The following is a 22229-nucleotide window of genomic DNA, read 5'->3' on the forward strand; positions in this document are numbered from 1 at the left end:
GGGTTTAGTAATTTCATAAAATGGAGGAAAATATAGTGAATAATAACTTAGCAAAAATGATCGATCATACTTTATTAAAACCTGAAACTCGTCAAGAAGAAATCGAGAAATTAGTAAATGAAGCGAAGGAATACAAATTTGCTTCAGTATGTGTAAATCCAACGTGGGTAAAGCTATCAGCTGAAATGTTAAAGGATACGCCAGAAGTAAAAGTTTGTACAGTAATTGGATTCCCTTTAGGTGCAACAACTCCTGAAGTGAAGGCATTTGAGACGAATAATGCGATTGAAAATGGAGCAACAGAAGTTGATATGGTTATCAATATTAGTGCATTAAAAAGCGGGAACGATGAACTAGTTGAAAAAGATATTAAAGCAGTTGTTGAAGCAGCAAAAGGGAAAGCATTGACAAAGGTTATTATTGAGACATGTTTATTAACTGAAGAAGAGAAGGTCCGCGCTTGTGAATTATCAGTTCGTGCAGGAGCAGATTTTGTAAAAACTTCAACAGGCTTTTCAACGGGAGGCGCAACTGTTGAGGATGTCGCACTAATGCGTAAAACGGTTGGACCTAATATCGGTGTGAAAGCATCTGGTGGCGTTCGAAACTTACAAGATGCTGACGCAATGACAGAAGCTGGTGCAACTCGTATCGGAACGAGCTCTGGCGTGAAACTAGTAAAAGGCGAAGAATCAACGACTTCATATTAAGTCTCATTTTCTTAGTGCTTATTCAAAATATTTGAAAAGAAGGGTTAACAATGAAAGAACTAGTCTTAAGTTTATTAGCTGGTATGATAATCGGCATTGTATTTAAAGCATTAAAACTTCCATTACCAGCTCCACCTGTTTTAGCAGGCGTATTAGGCGTATTCGGTGTGTATCTTGGGGGAATTGTAGCAAACTGGTTATTCGGTATGTTTTTCCAAAGCTAAATTGAGTTTAGAAAAGGGTTTATTTCTTATCTATTAGTGAGTGTTCAAAAAGAGTGCAAATGTAAAAGCAAGTCCAGCTAAGAATTGCATCTTTCAATGGCAAATACGGATTAAACAATTTTGACCATTCTGATCATGTTGCTTGACTTTTTGAACAAACTCCAAAAAAGGGTTGAAGGGATGAGTCAGATGAACAAAGAAACTCTCATTCAAGAGGCGAAAAAGGCGAGAGAGCGCGCATATGCGCCTTACTCAAAATTTAAGGTTGGCGCTGCTTTATTAACAAAGGATGATCAAGTCTATCATGGGTGTAATATAGAAAATGCTGCATACAGCATGTGTAATTGTGCAGAAAGAACAGCCCTTTTTAAGGCTTATTCTGATGGTAATAAAGAGTACAAAGCTTTAGTTGTAGTCGCTGATACTGAACGACCTGTTCCACCTTGTGGTGCTTGTCGACAAGTAATATCAGAATTGTGTAACCCAGATATGGAAGTTGTATTAACCAACCTAAATGGTGATGTTCAAGAAACCACTGTACAGGATTTATTGCCAGGTGGATTCTCACCAAAAGATTTAGAAAAACAATAATATGTCGCAAAACTAATAGGCAGGCCTAACAATAATAGGTCTGCTTTTTGTATGGAAACGGTTAGTTAATAATTTGAAGAATACCTCTATACGTCTGCTTTCGGCATAGATTGTTGTTTTTCGTACATTTCGTTCTGTTTTTTCTGCTTTTAGAATTATTTAAGTCTGATAAAACTCATTGTATTGTCCATTTTTTATAAAAATTGCAACAAAGTTTACGAAAAGAACCTTGATGAATACTTAATTTTCCATCGGTAAAAATGGTTAAAAACTTTTCTCCATGTTTTGAAACTAATTGCCTTAACGATACGTATAAAATATAACAGGAATAAACTTGTTTACAAAATGTAACAATGCTAATATAAGGGAAAAATAACCTTAATATTCGAATTTTTTATGTGCAATGTTACATTTTGAACTCTATAGTTAGGAGAAGAGTGAACATGAAAAAATTGATCCTTCATACTATAAGAATAGCTATTTCATTTAGTATAAGTGTTGTTGGTGCGGTTGTACTTTTCTTTGTGACTGGTTTTATATGGTGGGCAGCTATTTTAGGTGGGGGTGCCACTTACTTTCTCGTTTCGGCAATATTTCGTAGAAAATTTCTACCGGCCAATCAGGACGTTGTAAAAGAAGAAAGGGCATATGTTAAGAAAAATATTCGTGAGATAAAACCTAAAGTTAAAGAAATTGGGAGCTATCGATACAAAGTTCGCTCTATTAGAGTATATCAAACAGTAAATAAGGTTCATAAAATTCTTAAGCAAATTTTAGAGATAGCTGAAAGAGAACCACAGCGATATAGAAACGTTCAATCTGTTTTTACAACGTATGTGGACTCAACATTACTTATTGTAAAAAAATATTCTGAGTTAGCTTCACAACCAGTCAAAAACAAGGAATTGTATATATCGATGAGAGAAGTGGAGGAAACACTTGAAGAATTAGCAGCATCCATAGAAAAAGAACTCCTACAAATCCTTTCAGATGACATTACAGACCTTGATATAGAATGTAAATTAGTAAAGCAGTCACTTCAGGAAACTGGTTATTCATTTGAAGAGCGTACGAAAGAACAGACTGCTTCAGCAAAAAACAACATTATTAAATGAACGATATTGCTAGGCTCTATTCGCTATTGTAAAAGAAAGGGGAAAAAAGAATGAATGAAAAAGAATTAAACCTTCAAATGAATCGTTTAGATACAGCTAATATTGATACACTACTAGAAAACCCATTTGGTGACCCACAGCGTTCATTAATGAACGAACAAAGTACTGAAACAGTAGAACCAACAAAGCTTATTTTAACTTTGAAGCCCGAACATCAAGTAAAGGCCAAATCATTAGCTGAGCAAATAGACCCTACTAATCAACAAGCAATTGTTCAATATGGTGTAGCGGCTCAGGCAGAGTTATCTAAGTTTTCTCATGATATGTTAAATCATGTGCAAACGAAAGATGCAGGTCCAGTGGGAGAAGTAATAACAGAATTAATGAGTAGAATTAAAGAGGTAAATCCAGAAGACTTCGAAGTACAAAAACGTGGTTTCTTCTCTCGCGTATTTGGTTCTTTTGCTCAATCGGTTAATAATATACTGTCAAAGTATCAGAAGATTGGACTTGAAATTGATAAAATAGGCGACAAGCTTGAAAAAAACCGACAAATGCTATTTCGAGATATTATGATGCTTGATACTTTATACGAGAAAAATAAGGAGTATTTTGAAGCATTAAACATTTATATTGCCGCAGCTGAAGTCAAGCTAGAAGACCTTCGAAGGAATACAATCCCCATCTTGCAACAAAAAGCACAATCTTCTGGTAATCAAATGGAGATTCAAGAAATAAATGACCTTATGCAATTTGTTGATCGATTAGAAAAGCGAACTCATGATTTAAAGCTCAGCAGGCAAATTACAATTCAAACTGCTCCACAAATTCGAATGATTCAAAATATGAATCAGACATTAGTTGAACGTATTCAGTCTTCAATACTTACTGCGATTCCATTATGGAAAAATCAAATTGTTATAGCTATTACTCTTTTCCGACAAAAGAAAGCTGTTGAGGCGCAAAAGCAAGTAACAAAAACAACGAACGAGTTACTATTAAAAAACTCTGATATGCTTAAAGCAAACACAATTGATGTTGCGAAGGAAAATGAAAAGGGAGTAGTAGATATTGAAACACTAAAGCAAACACAAACGAATTTATTAACAACATTAGAAGAAACGTTAAAAATTCAGCAAGAAGGCAGAATGAAGCGCCAGCAAATTGAAAAGGATATTACAACAATGGAACAGGATTTAAAAAACAAGTTATTATCGATGAAAAACGCATAATTTGCTTGAAAGATGCTATTTATAACCTTTGTTGCTTTAGATGCAATATTTGAACAGGCAATGTATAAATGAACACTATAAAGGGTCAGCCCACAATAAGGTACAAGCTAGTCGTTGTACTTTATCGTGGGCTGGTTTGTTCTGACCTACTTTTGTTTAATTTTTACCATATGTCCAATTGTGATAGCCGCACAAAATCGCCTTAAACGTTCTAGTGTTTATAAAGCAAAAAGTGATGAAAACAGGCTTTGGTAATTTTTTATATTGTAGCCTTCATTGTTAATTTACTTATTAAGGTATTAAAAACGTTCACAATTAACGTTCCTGGTATCTTATATAAATGGATATAATTACCATTTTAATCTTCTAATTTAGTTGAAATTTAAACAAGTTTTACAAAAAGAGTCTTTATTTAAGAACTTGTAAAATAAGCTGTAATTTGAATAGGTGAGGGGTAATATATATAAGTATATAGGACGAGTAAAGGGACTGAATAACAATGAAAAAGGGGATAAGAATAACGCTGTTTGTTATTGTTTTATTCGGTTGTATAGGCGGATATTATTATATTAAACTTAAGCCGGTAAATCATTTTGCTGAACATAAAATACCGCAAATCGCAACACCCGAAAAGGTAGACGAATTAAAAGTGCAAGACAGTCTTCAAAGTAATGAAGAAGGAGAGAAACAAGAAGAAAATGCCGATATTACAAAAGGTAGGAAGGCCATTCACTTACAAAAAAAGAATTTAGATAAGAAATACAAACAAATTGATAGCTTTAATTTGTTACTTCTAGGCCTTGACGCACGTAAACAAGAAGCTTCACGTACAGATGTAATTATGCTTGCAAATATCCATCCCGAACAAGAAAAGATAACTGTTTTATCTATTCCACGCGATACATTAGTTCAAGTAGAAGGTGTAGGTGCCACTAAGATTAATCACGCTCATTTACTTGGAGAGCTTAAAGGCGGAAATGGATCTGGGACGGAAGCTACAATACAAACGGTAAGTAATTTATGTAAGTGCACAATTAATTATTATGTGAAAACAAATTTTGAAGGCTTTATAGATGTTGTGGATGCCGTGGGTGGTATTGAAATAGAGCTAAAGGAACCTATAACATTGACAGATAAAAATATTACGCTTGATAATAAAAATATTCTTTATCTTGATGGGGATCTAGCTTTGTCACTTGTTAGAGAACGTAAATCATTGTCTGAAGGAGATTTTGGGCGCCAGCAACATCAAGCACTCGTACTAAAATCATTAGTCAAGACAGCCCTCCAGCCAAAGAATATTCCAAAGGTACCTACCATTTATCGAAACGTTAAACAAGCAATAATTGATACAAACGTATCTGAAAGTGATATCTTTAGTATGGCTATGCTGTTTAAAGGGATTACAACCGAAGATATCTCCTATTTTCAATTACCAGGAAATGAAGGATATGCGATGGATCCTTTAGTTAATTCGCGATTGTATTATTGGATACCTGATGTGAATGAGATGAATGAACTGTTGAAACATTTCAATAAAGAATAATATATTAGTAGTGATGCTATGAAAGTTGATAGGTGGTTTTGAATGACAATACTTAATAATGACTGGTCACAATTATTAGAGGAAGAATTTAACAAGACGTATTATAAAAAGCTACGTCAAACTTTGAAACAAGAATATAATACTGAAACGATTTACCCTGATATGTATAGTATATTTAATGCTTTACATCATACACCTTATCATAAAGTGAAAGTTGTCATTATTGGACAAGACCCTTATCATGGTCCAAATCAGGCACATGGCTTAAGCTTTTCAGTTCAACCTGGAATTCCTGTTCCACCCTCGTTAAAAAATATATATAAAGAATTACAAAATGACATCGGTTGCACTATACCGAACCATGGATATTTATTAAAGTGGACAGAAGAAGGGGTATTGTTGTTAAATACAACATTAACTGTGAGGAAAGGACAGCCCAGCTCCCATCGAGGGCTTGGGTGGGAATTGTTCACAGACAAAATAATTGAAGTATTAAATGAACGTGAAAAGCCGGTAATTTTTATTCTTTGGGGTAGACATGCTCAAGAAAAACAAAAACTAGTTTCAAATAGTCATCACTTTATCATTGAGTCACCTCATCCGAGTCCTTTTTCTGCTAATCGTGGTTTTTTCGGCAGTAACCCCTTTTCAAAAGCAAATAGTTATTTACGGCAAATTGATAGCGAAGAAATTGATTGGCAAATCGATCCACTAAATACATAGATAAAGGCTGTTTACGCATTGATCGTTGTTTTTCGTATTAAGGGGAAAAACACGCATATATCTAACGTTAGCGGCATTTTTGTTTACTATAAAAATTATGTGGCTTGGATAAAATGTATCTAATTGTAAAAGGTTTAGAATAAATAAATGGAGTTTACGAAAATACCCTAGGTATACTATTAAAGGTATATTTGCTGAACCGTGAAGATGATAGTGATACAATAAAAATACAGTATAATTAATGGGGAGCATAAAGGGTGAAATAATATGAGTGATCAAAGAGTAAATTGTTTTAATTGTACCCATTTTTACACAACGTGGGATCCAAAGTTTCCAAGAGGCTGCAAAGCTTTTAATTTTAAAACAGACATTATTCCATCCTTACGTGTATTCCAATCCTCAGGGAAGTCGTGCATGAAATTTCAAGAGAAGAGAAAAAGAGGGTCTTGATAGAAGGAGGGGCGTGGTGAAAGTATCCAAACATATCGTTATTTCTTTAATAGGAATGACGATAATTATTATCGTTGGAGGACTTGGGTTTGCCTTTCTTGAAGGGATTAGTTTTTTTGATGCTTTGTGGATGACAGCAATTACCGTACTGACGGTAGGTTACGGTGATATTATACCTCAAACAATAGGCGGGCGCATATTTGGCTTGCTCATTATTCCTATTGGAGTTGGACTAGTAGGGTATACACTAGCGGCAATGTCGGCTGCAATTATTGAAGGAAAGTTATCACAAAGTGTATGGAGGCGTCGTATGCATCAACAAATTGACAATCTATCAAATCATATGATTATTTGCGGAATAGGTCGTGTAGGTGAACAAGTGCTGCAGAGATTTATACAAGAAGGGGTTCAAGTTGTTGTTATTGAACGTGATAAAGAAAGAGTGGAACAAATAGAAGAGAATTTTCTATACATAGTAGGTGACGCAACTGAGGATCGGGTTTTATATAATGCAGGAATAGAACGAGCAAAAGGGTTAGTAGCAACGCTACCTGATGATGCTTCAAATGTATTTGTGTCATTAACTGCAAAAGGATTAAACCCAAAGATTCAAATTGTGGCTAGAGCAGAGAAAGTTGAATCTGAAGAAAAGCTTCGCATTGCTGGAGCAAGCAAAGTTATTAATCCTTCCTCACTAGGGGGGAGGAGGATGGCAATGTCAGTTGTAAAACCTATTAGTGTTGACTACATAGATACGATTCTACAATTAGGTAAAGACGAATATGGGGTTGAAGAAATTATGATCCAACCTAGATCAAAAGTTGTCAATAGCTCTTTACGAGATAATAATATTCGCAGTGTGTACGGTGTAACGATTGTAGCGATAAAAAGAAAACATGAGCTAATTAGTAACCCTCACCCAGATGAACGATTAAAAGAAGGTGACTTAACAATAGTGTTTGGTGCAAAGGATCAATTAGTGAAATTTGAAGAAGCTACAAAATCTAATATATAATAATCATTTATCCTATATTTTTGAACTTTCTTAAAGGTTGTTTTCGCATTAATTGTTGCTTTCTGTACTAAGAGCCAAACACGTACATGATTAGTGTTCGTGGCATCTTTTCTTCTGTACCACAATGGCGAACCAAGTAAAACCACTTTTTTTGGTTCTAATTGAATAACAATAGCAACAAAGTTTACGAAAAGAGCCTTCTAAAAAAATATAAACTCAGGAGGTGGGGAGTTTGAAGGTACCAGTTCAGATGATACTTGATAAAATTGGTGAAGAGCTGTCAAAAGCAAACCAGTCAAATGATGAAGGCAGACTTCGAGAACATATTGCTAGTATCCACTCTTTGTGTGATGTCGTATTATCATCTAATTCTATAGAGGACAATCGTAAAAAAATGATTCCAGAAATACAACAAATGTCAATTAAACAACATAATAAAGTAAATGTAGATGAAGCAAATGGAGATTCATTACTAGATTTTTAAAATTGGGGGACTAACAAAGATGAAAATATTGCTAATGATTGGAGCAATTAATGGTTTTTTAGCGGTAGCACTAGGAGCATTTGGTGCACACGGTTTAGAGGGCAAAATTCCAGCAAAGTATATAGAGACATGGAAAACTGGCGTGACTTATCAAATGTTTCATACTACGGCAATCATGATTATCGCTTTGATTGCAGGTAAATTTCCAAATACACCTTCTCTTACGTGGGCTGGTTGGTTTATGTTAATTGGAATTATTTTATTTTCCGGAAGTCTTTATGTTCTAAGTGTTACTCAAGTAAAAGTGTTAGGAGCAATTACACCATTAGGAGGTGTGGCGTTCTTAATTGGATGGGTACTTCTCGGATATGCAGTCATGAAACATATGTAAAAAAGGGGGTGTCTAAGTTGAATTTCGACAAATAGACTCCCCTTTTCTACTGGTAAAGCTCTTTTCATAAGGCTGTTTTCGCATTGATTCTTACTTTTCGTTCTAAGGTGTAAGCACGTATATATCTAGCGTTCGTGGCATCTTTTCTTCTGTACAAAGATGACTAACATATTTATGGTACTAATTTGATAAAAATAGCAACAGAGTTTACGAAAAGAGCCTTTCATAAACTTTATTGCTTTTTTTCACTGCCTAGGATTACATTCTTATGGATATTTATCCTAAATGCTATCGTAGCGAAGCCACCAGAGTCCTTCAAGGGCACTTCACCATTCCATCCGAAGGCAAAATGCGCCTTCATCTGAAATGGATCGAATGCTTATTAGGAGAAGTCATGGTTAATGACATTTCACCTGGCCCACAAGAAGAGGGCTGCTTCTGGTGAAATTGTAGTTAGTTTAGTTTTTTTATCACCTAGGAGAGTAGCTTACAATTCTATCTGGGTAATATTCTATTTCTTCATCAAAGGTAATATAATCTAGATACACCATCAATAATACATAGCGCTTTTCCGACTCAGAATCGCTAAGTATGATATGGTCACGCCCAGCAGCCTCAATCATTCCTTTAAATATTTGTGTTCTTCCTTCTCGACCATTTTCAAAGGTCATATAAACAGTTGCTACCTTCCCTTTATTTAATCGTAGTATATTTTCAATATAAGATTCTTCAAGTGGTAACATATCTGGTACTTGTGGACCTGTTGTTGGGGCAGAAGTTGGTTGTGGTACTTGTTGTTGCTGTCCATATTGGTACGGGTATCTATATGGGTATGATGTTTGGGATTGATAAACTCCATAGTTCCCCTGATTATAATTATTTGTCATCAAATTCCTCCTCTACATCAAAATAGGTTTAATACACTTTAGGACATTCCGACTGAGTCGGTGCAAAAAAACAATGGGATTTGAAACGTCCGGTATTCCATTGATTAAACCATTGTGCTGGGCAATCGCCTTCAGGCCTGAAAAACCATAATGTATTTGTTGCAGGGTGAAATCTTTCTCCATTTATGAGTCTTCTAGCTAGCTGTTTGTCAGATTCTCTTGCGCGCTGATAAAAGTATCCTTTTATGGTTGCTTCAAATCCACCCGGGCGCTGAAAGACCATTTTTTGTATTGATGTAATGTCTCTAAAATCTAAACAACTGGCTCTAACTCGGTTCACACTAGTATTACCGGCCATTAACATACCGAGTTTGCCATCTCCCTCTGCCTCTGCACGGATTAAGCGTGCAAGTAAATCTACATCTTTTTCTGTATAAGGAATTACCGCCATCTTCTCACCTCACTTACAAATAGGTATCCACCTACAATTTCGTACAATATTACTCTATTTAAGTAAGAGAAAATGGTTCCTTATTTTTGAAAAATGATGATTTCTATTTAATAGATATGAGTTGAGCATTTTAGATATGCATTAAATTCAAGTAAAAAGAAAATGACCCATATGTGTATATGAGCCATTTTCCTTTTATTTGAATGAGTATAGATATTTACACGTGCAGTAGTTGATTTAATTTTTCTTCATTCAAAATGTTACCGACAAAAAACGTTCCAAATTCACCATAACGAGCACTTACCTCATCAAAACGCATTTCGTACACTAACTTCTTAAATTGTAAAACATCATCTGCAAAAAGTGTTACACCCCATTCGTAATCATCGAAGCCGACTGAACCTGAAATTACTTGTTTAACTTTTCCTGCATATTTCCTACCTATCATGCCATGTGAACGCATTAATGCTCGACGTTCCTCCATCGGGAGCATATACCAATTGTCATCACCTTGACGACGCTTATCCATAGGATAGAAGCAAATATGATTTGCTTTAGGTAAGGTAGGGTATAGCCTTTTTAGGATATCAGGGTTTTGATACGGGTCTTCATCAGATGGTAAATAGTTACTTAACTCAACCACTGACACATACGAATATGTAGGAATGGTATACTCAGCAAGTTTAGTTCTATTAAATGCATTTTCTATTTCATTAATTTCTTCCATTGTAGGTCTTAAAATCATGAGCATAAAATCTGCTTTTTGCCCAACAATTGAATAGAATGCATGGCTACCCTGTTGGTTTTCTTCAACAAGACCCCATTTTTCAAGTAAACCAACAAACTCGTGAATTGCGGTTTGACGCTCATCACTTGTTAGTCGTTTCCAAGAAGACCAGTCAATTGCACGTAAATCATGTAGACAATACCAGCCATCTAACGTTTTAGCTGCTTCACTCATATTGATACCCATCTCCTTCATTATGTATGATATGACAATTATAGTTTACTCTAATTAGATCATGATATAAAATATATAGCATTTCTAATATACCACAGTTTATGCATTACTAAGAAACACGAAACATTTTTGTTCATTAGTGTTTCGTACTAACACGTACATCCCTAAAGTTTGTGGCCAGCTATCCTTCTATAAAACAGATGACACTTGCATGAACTTTCTTTGGCTTTTATCATTCAGCAAAATAATAATAAAGAGCTTTCTGAAAAGGCTAACTCTGTAATATGTGTGAACGAAGGGTGACTACGTATATTAGTTTTGACAAATTTACCTCTACTTACGTATAAATGTGTTTTTTTTGTGAATTATGAAAAGATAAACTTCTTTCATGTAAGCGTTATCTTAAGATAGATTTATTGATTTTCAGTAATAGTCAAGTATTCTAAATATAACGAGTAATGATGAGAGCAAAGGAGGAAAAACATATGTCACAGTTATTCAACATATTAGAAGAGAAAATTAAGGGTGAAAACATCCGTATTGTCTTTCCAGAAGGGAATGATAATCGAATTTTAGAAGCTGTAAGCCGTTTAGCACAAGAGGAAATTATTAAACCAATCATTATTGGGAATCCAGGTGAACTCCAAGCAAAAGCTGAAGCACTAGAAGTATCGTTGAGTGGAGTAGAAATATACGATCCTGAACAATATGATGAAATGAGCACGTTAGTCGATGCTTTTGTTGAGAGAAGGAAAGGCAAAGTTACAAAAGAACAAGCTTACAAAAAGTTACTAGATGAAAATTATTTTGGTACAATGCTTGTATATACAGAAAAAGCTCATGGGTTAGTAAGTGGCGCAGCCCATTCTACAGCAGATACAGTTCGTCCGGCATTACAAATAATTAAAACAAAAGAAGGTGTTAAGAAGACATCGGGTGTATTCATCATGGTTCGTGATACCGAAAAGTATGTATTTGCTGATTGTGCAATTAATATTGCACCTGATAGTCAAGACTTAGCTGAAATTGCAATAGAAAGTACCCATACAGCACAAATGTTTAATATTGAACCAAAAGTTGCTATGCTCAGCTTTTCCACAAAAGGTTCAGCCAAATCACCTGAAACCGAAAAGGTAATTGAAGCAGTTCGTTTGGCAAAAGAAAGAAACCCTGAATTAATGGTTGAGGGAGAATTGCAATTTGATGCAGCATTTGTACCTTCTGTTGCACAAAAGAAAGCACCTGATGCGCTTATTCAAGGCGATGCTAATGTGTTTATATTCCCGAGCCTTGAAGCAGGGAATATTGGATATAAAATTGCTCAAAGATTAGGGAATTTTGAAGCGGTAGGTCCAATATTGCAAGGGTTAAATAAGCCTGTCAACGATTTGTCCCGTGGTTGTAACCAAGAGGATGTATATAAATTAGCTCTTATTACAGCAGCTCAAGCACTGCAAAAATAATGAAAATATGTTAGGGGACGCATATCATGTATACTCAGTCAAAGAGCTTATTAGAGCAAAATAGATGGAGAATCATTGATCAATCTAGTGTAGGTCCACATTTTGATGCGCTCCAATCCTTTGCTATTGATGATACGTTATGCTCTTCTGTAGGGAAAAATGAAGATGTGACAACAGCACGTTCATGGGTTCATCACAATACGATTGTGCTGGGTATTCAAGATACAAAGCTCCCTTACCTAACTGATGGCGTTCGTTATTTGCAGTCGCAAGGATATCGAGTGATTGTAAGAAATTCAGGGGGCTTAGCAGTTGTATTAGATGAAGGAGTTTTGAATATATCTCTCATTTTCCCTGATACAGAAAAAGGGATCGATATAAATAGGGGCTATGATGCCATGGTGGAACTAGTAAAGCATATGCTTTCTCCTTTTCATTTACAGATCGAGGCTAAGGAAATTATCGGTTCATATTGTCCTGGAAGTTACGACCTAAGTGTAGCAGGAAAGAAATTTGCAGGAATTTCTCAACGAAGGGTTAGAGGTGGAGTAGCGGTACAAATTTATCTTTGTGTGACTGGTAGTGGGGGAGAGCGTGCAAATTTGATTAAGGATTTTTATAACAAATCAATCAAAGGCATCCAAACTAAATATGTTTACCCTGACGTAAAGCCTGAAACGATGGCTTCATTAAACGAATTGACAGGTGAATCAAGCACAATTCAAGATATGATGTTAGCATTGTTAACAACGCTAAAGAATATGAGTACGTCTATCTATTCTTCTCAATTAACAGCAGATGAATTAGCAATATTTGAACACAATTATAAGAGAGTCATTGAACGCAATGAAAAAGCACTTAGCATCTAGGTTAGGTGCTTTTTCATATATCTAGTTCCATTGTATATCCTCTTGAGGCGCGTAAGCATTTCACTTGAAGTCAAAAAGCGACTTCAAGTGAAATGCTTCCAGTGCTTGTCGGGGATGATCAAGTCGGCTGCGCTTTTCTACTTGTCGCCGATAAGCGGGCACCTTGCGCTTTTCTTCCTACTTCGCCATTTTTTCAAGGTTGCCGTTTTTATCCATCTTAAAGGCTGTAGCCGGACTTTGTTCTTCCTCAATTAAAACTAGCTTTCTTGCACGATTCATGATTTTCATTAGCGTATCGTAATCTTCTTGTATTGAAATAGAACTTTGCTGTAGTTTTGAAATGTTTTCAGAAAATGTTTTATTTTGTTTAGACATTTCTTCATTTTCTTGTCGTAATCTTTCATTTTCGTTACGTAGAAAATTGATATTACTAGTGTTTTGTTGTAATGATTGTAAGAAAGAGACCACCTGATCTAGTGTAACGTCCTTGTTACTTTCTATAGCATTTATATTTAAGTCTTTAATAGAAGGAACAGTCGGTTTATATAATAGAGTCTTTTTAACCTGTTGGTGTTTTCCTAAAGAGCGTTGCCGTTGCTTACGTTGCTTTCTCGCTAACTCTAGCGCTTTCTGATAGTTGTTACGTACGACTGCATTCCAACGAAATCCACATGCTGCCGATGTGCGGTTTAATTTGTCTCCAACTTCTTCAAAGGCATTTAACTGTGTACTACCTTCACGAACATGTCTTAGTATTGTTTCAGCTAATAATAAATCATCTTCTTCTGTCCATGCATCCTGTCTTTCTTTCATACTCTCAACTCCCAATTTTTATAAAATATTTTATTAATAGCATTGACAAGTTCAAATTGCTTTATACTTACTGTTTTTTATTTTGGTTTCTTTCGGCTGTTTGCTGCTTTCGTCATTAGTGCTAAAGACGAATATAACAAGCGTTCAGGGCACTTTTCCTCCTATAGAAACTATAAAATTTATATATTACACATCAGTTACTCAAATGTAAGCGGAAAAAGCAACAAAGCTAATGCGAAGCTTATTATCGATAGTGCATATAATTCTTTCCAAGTAGATTAAGATATTATCTCTGGCAAATGGTGTAATTAAAACTCAGCACTTGCATTACCCATCAATTAAATGTACAATACCCTTTAGCCATTGACGAAATAATATATATTTTTATTATTATTCATGAAGAAGGTTTTAGAAGGGGCTGTACTGTATGGCAAATGAATTTCGTATTTGTGACGATTGTCAAGCAACAAATATTAAAACATTGCTACCTCGTTTAAAGAAAATAGATCCAAATGCAAGCATAGATATAGGCTGTCAGTCCTACTGTGGACCTGGGAGAAAAAAAGCATTTGCATTTGTAAATAATCGTCCTATTTCCGCAAAGGATGAAAATGAGTTACTCGAGAAGGTAGAGAAAAAAATGAAGAAAAAGTAAAAATCACCTTTGTTTTATGAATAAGGTGATTTTTACTTTTGTAACGGATTATTCCCATGTGCTTATAAATTTTTTTAGTGAGATAAATAATGATAAAATCAAGAGTTTTTTTGTCATTGATTAGGAGATATAATATTAAATATGTCAAACGAAAAGAGGGAATTGGATGACATATGCCAATGAAAAACTGACGGAGGAAAAGGTTTTTAAAGACCCTGTCCACCGATATGTCCACGTACGCGATAAAGTCATCTGGGATTTAATAGGAACTGCAGAGTTTCAGCGCTTGAGGCGAATTAAACAGTTAGGTACAACTTATTTAACCTTTCATGGTGCAGAGCATAGTCGGTTTAGTCATTCACTGGGAGTTTATGAAATTATTCGTAGAATTATAGATGATGTATTTGACGGCCGGCCAGAATGGAATAGTGAAGAGAGGCTACTCTGCTTGTGTTCAGCACTGTTACATGATTTAGGTCATGGCCCATTTTCACATTCTTTTGAAAAGGTTTTTCACCTTGATCATGAAAATTTTACTCAATTAATTATTCGTGAGGATACAGAGGTGAACCGTGTTTTGCGAAAGGTTGGCCAACATTTCCCAAAACAGGTCGCTGAAGTGATAGCAAAAACATACGAAAATAAGTTAGTAGTCGGTTTAATCTCAAGTCAAATAGATGCAGATCGTATGGATTATCTACAGCGAGATGCTTATTATACAGGCGTTAGTTATGGACACTTTGATATGGAACGAATACTTCGTGTGATGCGGCCTCGTGAAGATCAAGTAGTAATAAAACAAAGTGGCATGCATGCTGTAGAAGATTATATTATGAGTCGTTATCAAATGTATTGGCAAGTATATTTTCATCCGGTTACTCGCAGTGCTGAAGTTATTTTAACGAAGATATTGCATCGAGCTATGCACTTATACAAAGAAAACTACTCATTTAAAAGCCCACCTGTACATTTTTACTCATTGTTCGAGAATAAACTTGCGCTTGCTGACTATCTGAAATTAGACGAAGGTGTGATCTTGTACTATTTTCAGGCGTGGCAAGAGGAAGAAGATGCTATTTTACGTGATTTGTGTCAACGTTTTTTAAATCGAAATCTATTCAAGTATGTCGAGTTCAATCCATCGAATGACGAAATGACTAAATTAATTGAATTAACAAAGCTTTTTAATGAAGCAGGCATTGACCCTGAATATTATTTAGTAGTTGATTCCTCATCAGACTTACCTTATGATTTTTACCGTCCTGGTGAAGAAGAGGAAAGATTACCTATCCAATTATTAATGGCGAATGAGGAAATCCATGAGCTATCGAGAGAGTCAGCAATTGTTGAAGCGATTTCTGGAAAGCGTAGAACTGACCATAAACTTTATTTCCCTCAGGATTTGTTAGAAGATCGTTCATCCAATCCAAATATTAAGAAAAAAATAACAGAATTACTATATACGAAGGTTAAGTCATAGATGTATTTAAAAGGGACGACAACATTGTCGTAAGTATATCCTATATAAATTTAGCCATTTTTCCATTTTTCCATTCTTTTTTAAGGTGTGTTAAAAGGGCGTTAGGAGATGAACGGAATTGTTATTAGAACATGCAAAAGTTATGAAAGCATTCTCGGAAGCAGGAGAGATAGTCGGACGTAAAAAGCTTCAAAAGATGATTTTTATCGCAAAAAAAATGAAAGATCCATTTTATGAAAAATATAATTTTCATTTTTACGGACCTTATTCCGAAGAACTTACATTACGAGTTGAAGAGCTTTGTAATTTAGGTTATATACATGAAGAAATTGAGAAGAAAGCAGGATACTCCCAGTATCGATATTCACTAACTGAATCAGGAGAACAATTCTTGAATCACTATGAATTGGACATGCCTTTTTTGCAAAATTGGATCTGTGATTTAAATGAGCAAAATGCTAGATTTTTGGAGCTTGTCTCTACGATTATTTATTTTGAAGATTTAAGTAAGGATGAAGTGAAGGAAAAGGTATTCACGATAAAAAGTAAGCAAAACTATTCAGAGGAAGAATTTGAAGAAGCAATAACATATATTGACGTCTTAAGAAAGTCAGTAACAAGCTAAGGCTGTTTTCGCATTGTTGTTTCATTGCACTTTTGCTATTAGAAATAGTAGTAACAGAGTTTACTTAGAGCTTAAAGGAATGAGCTAATCACTCATCCCTTTAATGTCTACCTTTTATTCATCACTTAAACGTTTTCCACCAATAGCATAATGACTTTTAGTCATCTCATCTATAAATACTACAATTTTTTCAGCAGGTGCACCTGTTGTTTCAGAAACAGCAGCAGTTACCTTTTCAACAAGCTGTTTCTTCTGTTCTTCTGAACGTCCCTCAAGCATTTTGACAGTAATATATGGCATTTGATGTCTCTCCTTTTTACAGTAGTAAGGTATATAAAAATTAGCATGTGTAAGCTTTGCGGAGGAGCTATATTCATAGTATGGACGCTAGCTATATGGACGGGCTTTTCAAAGTTTAGCTACAGAGCTCAAACCACTTTACCGGAAGCAAAGCACTCCATGCATGAGAACTCCGCTGTTTATGGAATGTTAAGACCGTTTCAACATTCTTTTGCCCTATCTTGGGTTCACTTTTGCTTAACGCTCTATGTACAAAATACACTTATGTATTATCTCCGCTTTTCGTTTTAATTCTACCACGTTTAATTTAACAATTCGAATTTTCATAGTCAATTGTGTATACTATTATTGCATATATAAAAAGTGAACAAAAAGGAGAAACATAGTGAGCAATTTTTTAGCATTTCCTATTGAACAAATCCCATATGTAGTGATTGCTTTAGTAATAGCATTTACCTTACACGAATTTGCTCATGCTTATGTCGCATATAAATTTGGTGACATGACAGCAAAAAATCAAGGTAGACTTACACTTTCACCACTTTCACATTTGGATCCAATAGGAACTTTATTAATATTTATTGCAGGTTTTGGCTGGGCTAAACCAGTACCCGTTAATCGTTACTTCTTTAAAAATCCTCGTTTAGCTGGTGTTTTAGTATCAATAGCTGGACCTTTAAGTAATTTGGTAATAGCTTTTGTTGGGCTATTCATTTTGAATGCTATGGTTCATTTTGGGATCATTGGCCTTTTACCAATAGGGTTTGGTGACAGCTTATATTCGTTTTTTATTATACTAATAAATTTAAATGTTCTTCTATTCGTATTTAACTTGTTACCATTTCCACCACTTGATGGGTATCGCGTCATTGAAGACTTATCACCACCTGATATTCGGGCAAAATTGACACAGTATGAAAACTATGGAGCTCTCATTTTTTTAATATTAGTCATAACACCTTTAGACAGATATACAATTCAACCGATTTTTAATACGTTTATTCCTTTTGTTAATAACATACTAGCAACCATAATGAATATTATATTTTAGTGTATTTTGTAAGGCATGTTACTACAGTGTAATGAAGTAACTTCAATATAGCAGTTTCGCAAAGGAGGAAGATATGGTATGGAAAAAGATAACAAGAAAAAAGTTGGGTTTACAATTATAAAAAAAAGTGATTCGACAGATGGCCATGGTGGGTTTGGAGTAGGTGTTTTAAGCTTAGATAATATATCACCTGTTATTATAGATGTAGAAGAAAAATCTGCTGTTGTTGATATCGGTGCAATGCATGCGCGTAGTGATGTAGAAAGAGGGATAAAATTTCTACCAAACAGAGATGAAGTACCTAATGGGAAATCATATTGGCTCGTTTGGGTTACGATAGAACAGAATCAGGAAGGACCGTTTTATACAGGTGTAACTGCATGTGAAATGACTGTTGATCGTGACATACGTCGTGGTTATAAATCGCTTCCTGAACATGTAAATAATATGGATAGATCGCTTAAGCGCCAGATTATCGTTGAACATATGGATGTATCTTCAAAGCAAGTGCTAGCAGAATTTTTACAAGAGCATAATATTGATATGTGGAATAGATCTGGTGAGCAGCTAAAGAAAGATCTACAATCATCATAGTGCTATTATATTCTATCGAGTCATCTTAATTTATAATTGTTTTCGTATTAAGAAGTAACACATGCTTCTAGAGTTTGTTGTTTCTTTTTTCTGTTGTAACTTACTTACCACATCTTCTCATCTTGATTAATAAGCGCCAAATTTTATAATGATAAATCTTGATGTTTTAAACGAATCGGAGTAAACTTAGTTTTAATGTTATTCACATGTAAAAACTAGGACAAAAACCCTTAACTATGTATGATTAGTTAAGGGTTTTTTACTTATCTAATGTCATGCTATGCTCGTTTAATGTAATATCATTGAAACCAAACTCTAGCAATTTATGTGTTAGTTTTTTCTAATATGAAAAAACAACAATTAAAGCGAAAACAGCCTAATTAAACCAGTCAATAAACCGTTTAAACCAACCTTTATCCTCAATAGGTGCTTGTTTTTTATCAAGTGGCGGCTTTTGTGAGTGTTCATCACAATATTCCTCTGGCTCAGTCCCTTTAACATAATACATTTGTAAGATAATAGGACAATCATTTGTGGCTAATTTTCCATTGTCCGGGTTAATGTACACTTTTTTAAGATTTCCGGTTGAGTTTCGAAAAGTGAGCACAGGTTCTTTTGTTAATGATTGTTCCATGAAATTAGCCCATATACGTTTTGAATAAGCTCTTTCATCTACTTTATCAATAGTGTAATCTCTGTCATATCCTGTCCATATGCCAGTTACTATTTGTGGTGAATAACCAATCATCCAGCTATCCGTCTTTGTAGTGCCGGATTTGCCAGCATATAGCCTAGTTAAATCATTTTGAATAATGCTACCTGTTACGTTCGTGTAATCGTTTAATTTCTCATCAAACATTCCTTTCATTAACTGCGTCGTAACAAATGCTAGGTCCGGATCAAGAACTTGTTCAGGTGATGGAGCCTCTTCAAAAATAATATTGCCATGATGATCAATAACCTTTGTGATGTATGTAGGGTGTATCTGTTTTCCATTGTTAGCAATAGTAGCATACGCTTGTACCATGTCAATCATCCTGACAGGAGAAGTACCGAGAGCTAGTGACGGTACATTGTCTAGTTTACTTGTAATCCCCAATTTCTTAGCAGTTTCTACAAGAATGTTATTCCCTAAATATAAATTAGTTTTTACTGCATATACATTATCGGACAAAGCCATTGCTTGTGCTAATGTAATCGTATCATCTGCGTAATAATTATTATAATTATGAGGTGTGTAAGTCGCTCTACCTTCATCAAAGATAAAGGTTGTTTGTTCACTTCGTAACTTTGTTGAGGCAGTAAAACCTTTTTCTAATGCAGCATAATATAAAAAAGGTTTAAAAGTTGACCCTGGCTGCCTTTCAGCTTGAACAGCCCGATTAAAGGGACTTTCATCATAATCCCTTCCTCCAACCAATGCTTTTACTTCACCGGTATATTGATCCAAAGCTACGAAACTGACTTGTATATCAGATGAAGGATTAATGGTGTTAGAAATTGATTCTTCAGCTAATTTTTGCAGCTCTATATCAAGTGTTGTATACACGTGAAGTCCGCCCATTTCAATAATCCGTTCATTGATGTTTAGTTTGTTCACTAATTCATTCTTCACAATGTCCTGGAAATAGAGCCCTACTTCTTCATGCTTAACCTTTTGCTGTTCGACATATTGTAATTCTTGCTCATAGGCTTTGCTTGCTTCATTTTCTGTAATGTAGTTGTTATTAACCATAGCATTTAATATCGTCCATTGCCGATCTTTTGCTTTTTCTTCGTTAATAAGTGGTGAATAATGTGAAGGTCCTTTTGGAACCCCCGCTAACATACTTGCTTCACTTAACATTAAATCGTTAGCTGACTTTCCAAAATAGTACTGAGCAGCTGCTTCAATTCCATAAGTCCCATGCCCATAATATATCGTATTTAAATAACCTTCTAAAATGTCATTTTTGCTATAGTTCATTTCTAAACGTATGGTATAAAGTGCTTCATCGAATTTTCTTTTCCAAGTTTTATCATGCTCTAAAAATAAGTTTCTCGCATATTGTTGTGTAATTGTACTTGCTCCCTGAACCTTTGCTAGGGCTTTTATATCTGCTAACGCAGCACCTGCAATTCGCTTAAAATCAAATCCAGGGTGTGAAAAAAAACTTTGATCTTCTATCGCAATCGTTGCTGCGATTAAAGAAGGAGAAATATGATCAAGTGAAATCCAGTATCGCTTTTCTTTGCTATGGCTTTCTCCGATGATGACATCGTCATTTGCATAGTAAATTGTAGATTGCGGTACAGTTAACGGTGGGGCACCTTTAACGGTTGCATACGTAAAAAGAGAAATTAAAGTTACCGACATGAAGATTAGTAGTATAAGAGTAACAAAAATAAGAGCTCTAAAATATTTAAGTGCTTTTTTAAATCGTTGATTTGTGATGATTTCCAATACCAATCACCTCATCTTTCTATCACAAGAACAGTATGGGGTGGATTTTTCTTTTTTATACCTTGCTAAAAAATTTGCTTGCAATTTTGCTAGATTCATCTATACTTTTTTTAGCTAATATCTTGCTGACGGTATTAAGTACCTTATAAGATTTGGATGACAACATTTCACCGTTACTCGCAAGGTGTGAGCAACGGTGGAATTGCGCGTTGTGCTTTTCTTATTTACATTTCCTGATCATGTTTGGGAAAACTAATAGAAGCTTAAAGATAGAAAGGAAGAGGAATAAATGGAACTATGGTTTACAGAAAAACAAACTGAGAGTTATGGAATAACAGCGAAAATTAAGCGTACTTTACATACAGAGCAAACTGACTTTCAAAAATTAGATATGATCGAAACTGAACAATTTGGAAATATGCTCGTTCTTGATGGCATGGTTATGACAACTGAAAAGGACGAATTTGTTTATCATGAAATGGTTGCCCATGTACCGTTATTTTCTCACCCTAATCCAGAAAATGTACTAGTTGTAGGCGGTGGAGATGGTGGGGTAATCCGTGAAGTTCTTAAGCACCCAAGTGTCAAAAAAGTTACTTTAGTGGAAATAGATGGTAAAGTTATTGAGTATTCAAAGAAATACTTACCGAGCATTGCGAGCCACTTTGACAATCCACGAGTAGAAGTCATAGTCGGTGATGGCTTCATGCATATTGCCGAAAGTGAAAATGAGTATGATGTTATTATGGTAGACTCAACTGAACCAGTTGGACCTGCAGTCAATCTATTTTCAAAGGGTTTTTATGCAGGGATTTCAAAAGCCTTAAAAGAGGATGGGATCTTTGTTGCTCAGACAGATAATCCATGGTTTAAGCCAGAATTAATTGCAACTGTACAAAAAGATGTAAAAGAAATTTTCCCACTAACTCGTCTATATACTGCAAATATACCGACCTATCCAAGCGGTCTATGGACATTTACATTAGGTTCAAAGAAATATGATCCACTTCAAGTAGAAGATGGTAGATTTCATGATATTGATACGAAATATTATACGCAAGAGCTTCATAAAGCAGCTTTTGTCCTTCCAAAATTTGTTAGTGACTTAACGGAGTAGTTTACAATAATGAAGTATCTTTAGAATGGGGGAAGCAAA

At 35.0% G+C, this 22229-nt stretch carries 23 protein-coding genes and 1 pseudogene; 18 read left to right on the plus strand and 6 right to left on the minus strand.

What is annotated here, in order from left to right:
- Positions 1-20: 20 nt before the first annotated feature.
- From deoC to SLH48_RS09370, 10 genes are all read left to right on the plus strand, one after another.
- Positions 21-710: a deoxyribose-phosphate aldolase gene (gene deoC / locus SLH48_RS09325; RefSeq protein WP_214480933.1), complete on the plus strand. Its 690-nt coding sequence runs from the start codon at positions 21-23 to the stop codon at positions 708-710.
- A 50-nt stretch (positions 711-760) separates the two neighbouring features.
- Positions 761-934: a XapX domain-containing protein gene (locus tag SLH48_RS09330; protein WP_214480932.1), complete on the plus strand. Its 174-nt coding sequence runs from the start codon at positions 761-763 to the stop codon at positions 932-934.
- 189 nt (positions 935-1123) lie between these two features.
- Entirely contained in the window at positions 1124-1525 is a 402-nt protein-coding gene (locus tag SLH48_RS09335) for a cytidine deaminase (RefSeq protein ID WP_214480931.1), read from the plus strand.
- 443 nt (positions 1526-1968) lie between these two features.
- On the plus strand, positions 1969-2640 hold the full coding sequence (locus SLH48_RS09340) for a 5-bromo-4-chloroindolyl phosphate hydrolysis family protein (RefSeq protein WP_214480930.1): 672 nt from the start codon (positions 1969-1971) through the stop codon (positions 2638-2640).
- Between the two features lie 50 nt (positions 2641-2690).
- Positions 2691-3872 carry a toxic anion resistance protein gene (locus tag SLH48_RS09345; protein WP_320257936.1) on the plus strand — a complete coding sequence of 394 codons (1182 nt, stop codon included), beginning with the start codon at positions 2691-2693 and terminating at the stop codon, positions 3870-3872.
- Positions 3873-4371: 499 nt separating this feature from the next.
- Positions 4372-5418 (plus strand): LCP family protein, encoded by a 1047-nt coding sequence (locus SLH48_RS09350; RefSeq protein ID WP_320257937.1) that lies wholly within the window; start codon positions 4372-4374, stop codon positions 5416-5418.
- A 42-nt stretch (positions 5419-5460) separates the two neighbouring features.
- Positions 5461-6141, plus strand: a complete 681-nt coding sequence (locus tag SLH48_RS09355; protein ID WP_320257938.1) for a uracil-DNA glycosylase — start codon at positions 5461-5463, stop codon at positions 6139-6141.
- Between the two features lie 466 nt (positions 6142-6607).
- On the plus strand, positions 6608-7606 hold the full coding sequence (locus tag SLH48_RS09360; RefSeq protein WP_320257939.1) for a potassium channel protein: 999 nt from the start codon (positions 6608-6610) through the stop codon (positions 7604-7606).
- A 232-nt stretch (positions 7607-7838) separates the two neighbouring features.
- Positions 7839-8090: a YwdI family protein gene (locus SLH48_RS09365; protein WP_320257941.1), complete on the plus strand. Its 252-nt coding sequence runs from the start codon at positions 7839-7841 to the stop codon at positions 8088-8090.
- Positions 8091-8109: 19 nt separating this feature from the next.
- Complete coding sequence (locus SLH48_RS09370) at positions 8110-8481, plus strand: DUF423 domain-containing protein (protein ID WP_214480924.1); 372 nt, start codon at positions 8110-8112, stop codon at positions 8479-8481.
- A gap of 470 nt (positions 8482-8951) precedes the next feature.
- Here SLH48_RS09370 and gerQ read toward each other — a convergent pair whose 3' ends face one another.
- The 3 genes from gerQ to hemQ all read right to left on the minus strand — a co-directional run bounded on the left by gerQ (position 8952) and on the right by hemQ (position 10780).
- On the minus strand, positions 8952-9368 hold the full coding sequence (gene gerQ, locus SLH48_RS09375) for a spore coat protein GerQ (RefSeq protein ID WP_214480923.1): 417 nt from the start codon (positions 9366-9368) through the stop codon (positions 8952-8954).
- A gap of 28 nt (positions 9369-9396) precedes the next feature.
- Positions 9397-9819, minus strand: a complete 423-nt coding sequence (locus SLH48_RS09380; protein ID WP_214480922.1) for a cell wall hydrolase — start codon at positions 9817-9819, stop codon at positions 9397-9399.
- Positions 9820-10036: 217 nt separating this feature from the next.
- A complete protein-coding gene (hemQ, locus tag SLH48_RS09385) occupies positions 10037-10780 on the minus strand; it encodes a hydrogen peroxide-dependent heme synthase (protein WP_320257943.1) in 744 nt (247 codons plus the stop codon).
- 485 nt (positions 10781-11265) lie between these two features.
- Here hemQ and pta point away from each other — a divergent pair, with 485 nt between their 5' ends.
- Together pta and SLH48_RS09395 are read left to right on the plus strand one after the other, a co-directional pair.
- A complete protein-coding gene (pta, locus tag SLH48_RS09390) occupies positions 11266-12243 on the plus strand; it encodes a phosphate acetyltransferase (RefSeq protein ID WP_320257944.1) in 978 nt (325 codons plus the stop codon).
- A 26-nt stretch (positions 12244-12269) separates the two neighbouring features.
- On the plus strand, positions 12270-13112 hold the full coding sequence (locus tag SLH48_RS09395) for a biotin/lipoate A/B protein ligase family protein (protein ID WP_320257945.1): 843 nt from the start codon (positions 12270-12272) through the stop codon (positions 13110-13112).
- A gap of 177 nt (positions 13113-13289) precedes the next feature.
- Here SLH48_RS09395 and SLH48_RS09400 read toward each other — a convergent pair whose 3' ends face one another.
- Positions 13290-13925, minus strand: a complete 636-nt coding sequence (locus SLH48_RS09400) for an RsfA family transcriptional regulator (protein ID WP_320257946.1) — start codon at positions 13923-13925, stop codon at positions 13290-13292.
- A 427-nt stretch (positions 13926-14352) separates the two neighbouring features.
- On the opposite strand from SLH48_RS09400, the gene SLH48_RS09405 reads away from it, so the two are divergent.
- From SLH48_RS09405 to SLH48_RS09415, 3 genes are all read left to right on the plus strand, one after another.
- Positions 14353-14580 (plus strand): DUF1450 domain-containing protein, encoded by a 228-nt coding sequence (locus SLH48_RS09405; RefSeq protein WP_214480917.1) that lies wholly within the window; start codon positions 14353-14355, stop codon positions 14578-14580.
- A gap of 166 nt (positions 14581-14746) precedes the next feature.
- The gene (locus SLH48_RS09410) at positions 14747-16060 is read left to right on the plus strand and encodes an HD domain-containing protein (protein ID WP_320257948.1); all 1314 of its coding nucleotides are present in this window, start codon (positions 14747-14749) and stop codon (positions 16058-16060) included.
- Positions 16061-16178: 118 nt separating this feature from the next.
- Positions 16179-16685 (plus strand): YwgA family protein, encoded by a 507-nt coding sequence (locus tag SLH48_RS09415; RefSeq protein ID WP_214480915.1) that lies wholly within the window; start codon positions 16179-16181, stop codon positions 16683-16685.
- Between the two features lie 114 nt (positions 16686-16799).
- Here SLH48_RS09415 and SLH48_RS09420 read toward each other — a convergent pair.
- Positions 16800-17030 (minus strand): annotated as a pseudogene (locus tag SLH48_RS09420) (2-hydroxymuconate tautomerase); the annotation flags it as partial.
- Between the two features lie 340 nt (positions 17031-17370).
- Here SLH48_RS09420 and SLH48_RS09425 point away from each other — a divergent pair.
- A complete protein-coding gene (locus SLH48_RS09425; RefSeq protein ID WP_214480913.1) occupies positions 17371-18036 on the plus strand; it encodes a site-2 protease family protein in 666 nt (221 codons plus the stop codon).
- Positions 18037-18114: 78 nt separating this feature from the next.
- The gene (locus SLH48_RS09430; protein WP_214480912.1) at positions 18115-18630 is read left to right on the plus strand and encodes a YwhD family protein; all 516 of its coding nucleotides are present in this window, start codon (positions 18115-18117) and stop codon (positions 18628-18630) included.
- Positions 18631-19006: 376 nt separating this feature from the next.
- On the opposite strand, the gene SLH48_RS09435 is transcribed toward SLH48_RS09430, so the two are convergent.
- Positions 19007-21073: a PBP1A family penicillin-binding protein gene (locus tag SLH48_RS09435; RefSeq protein WP_320257949.1), complete on the minus strand. Its 2067-nt coding sequence runs from the start codon at positions 21071-21073 to the stop codon at positions 19007-19009.
- 289 nt (positions 21074-21362) lie between these two features.
- On the opposite strand from SLH48_RS09435, the gene speE reads away from it, so the two are divergent.
- A complete protein-coding gene (gene speE / locus SLH48_RS09440) occupies positions 21363-22190 on the plus strand; it encodes a polyamine aminopropyltransferase (protein WP_320257950.1) in 828 nt (275 codons plus the stop codon).
- Positions 22191-22229: the final 39 nt, after the last annotated feature.

The sequence above is a fragment of the Cytobacillus sp. IB215316 genome, assembly GCF_033963865.1.
In the GTDB taxonomy this organism is placed as follows: Bacteria; Bacillota; Bacilli; order Bacillales; family SM2101; genus Nanhaiella; species Nanhaiella sioensis.

Excerpts from the sequence above, each read along its gene's own strand:
- gerQ (WP_214480923.1), bottom strand. The coding sequence starts at position 9,368 with ATGACAAATAATTATAATCAGGGGAACTATGGAGTTTATCAATCCCAA.
- speE (WP_320257950.1), top strand. The coding sequence starts at position 21,363 with ATGGAACTATGGTTTACAGAAAAACAAACTGAGAGTTATGGAATAACA.
- SLH48_RS09370 (WP_214480924.1), top strand. The coding sequence starts at position 8,110 with ATGAAAATATTGCTAATGATTGGAGCAATTAATGGTTTTTTAGCGGTA.
- SLH48_RS09350 (WP_320257937.1), top strand. The coding sequence starts at position 4,372 with ATGAAAAAGGGGATAAGAATAACGCTGTTTGTTATTGTTTTATTCGGT.
- SLH48_RS09410 (WP_320257948.1), top strand. The coding sequence starts at position 14,747 with ATGACATATGCCAATGAAAAACTGACGGAGGAAAAGGTTTTTAAAGAC.
- SLH48_RS09340 (WP_214480930.1), top strand. The coding sequence starts at position 1,969 with ATGAAAAAATTGATCCTTCATACTATAAGAATAGCTATTTCATTTAGT.
- SLH48_RS09335 (WP_214480931.1), top strand. The coding sequence starts at position 1,124 with ATGAACAAAGAAACTCTCATTCAAGAGGCGAAAAAGGCGAGAGAGCGC.
- pta (WP_320257944.1), top strand. The coding sequence starts at position 11,266 with ATGTCACAGTTATTCAACATATTAGAAGAGAAAATTAAGGGTGAAAAC.
- SLH48_RS09330 (WP_214480932.1), top strand. The coding sequence starts at position 761 with ATGAAAGAACTAGTCTTAAGTTTATTAGCTGGTATGATAATCGGCATT.
- hemQ (WP_320257943.1), bottom strand. The coding sequence starts at position 10,780 with ATGAGTGAAGCAGCTAAAACGTTAGATGGCTGGTATTGTCTACATGAT.
- SLH48_RS09345 (WP_320257936.1), top strand. The coding sequence starts at position 2,691 with ATGAATGAAAAAGAATTAAACCTTCAAATGAATCGTTTAGATACAGCT.
- SLH48_RS09395 (WP_320257945.1), top strand. The coding sequence starts at position 12,270 with ATGTATACTCAGTCAAAGAGCTTATTAGAGCAAAATAGATGGAGAATC.
- SLH48_RS09355 (WP_320257938.1), top strand. The coding sequence starts at position 5,461 with ATGACAATACTTAATAATGACTGGTCACAATTATTAGAGGAAGAATTT.
- SLH48_RS09380 (WP_214480922.1), bottom strand. The coding sequence starts at position 9,819 with ATGGCGGTAATTCCTTATACAGAAAAAGATGTAGATTTACTTGCACGC.
- deoC (WP_214480933.1), top strand. The coding sequence starts at position 21 with ATGGAGGAAAATATAGTGAATAATAACTTAGCAAAAATGATCGATCAT.
- SLH48_RS09430 (WP_214480912.1), top strand. The coding sequence starts at position 18,115 with ATGGAAAAAGATAACAAGAAAAAAGTTGGGTTTACAATTATAAAAAAA.
- SLH48_RS09400 (WP_320257946.1), bottom strand. The coding sequence starts at position 13,925 with ATGAAAGAAAGACAGGATGCATGGACAGAAGAAGATGATTTATTATTA.
- SLH48_RS09405 (WP_214480917.1), top strand. The coding sequence starts at position 14,353 with ATGGCAAATGAATTTCGTATTTGTGACGATTGTCAAGCAACAAATATT.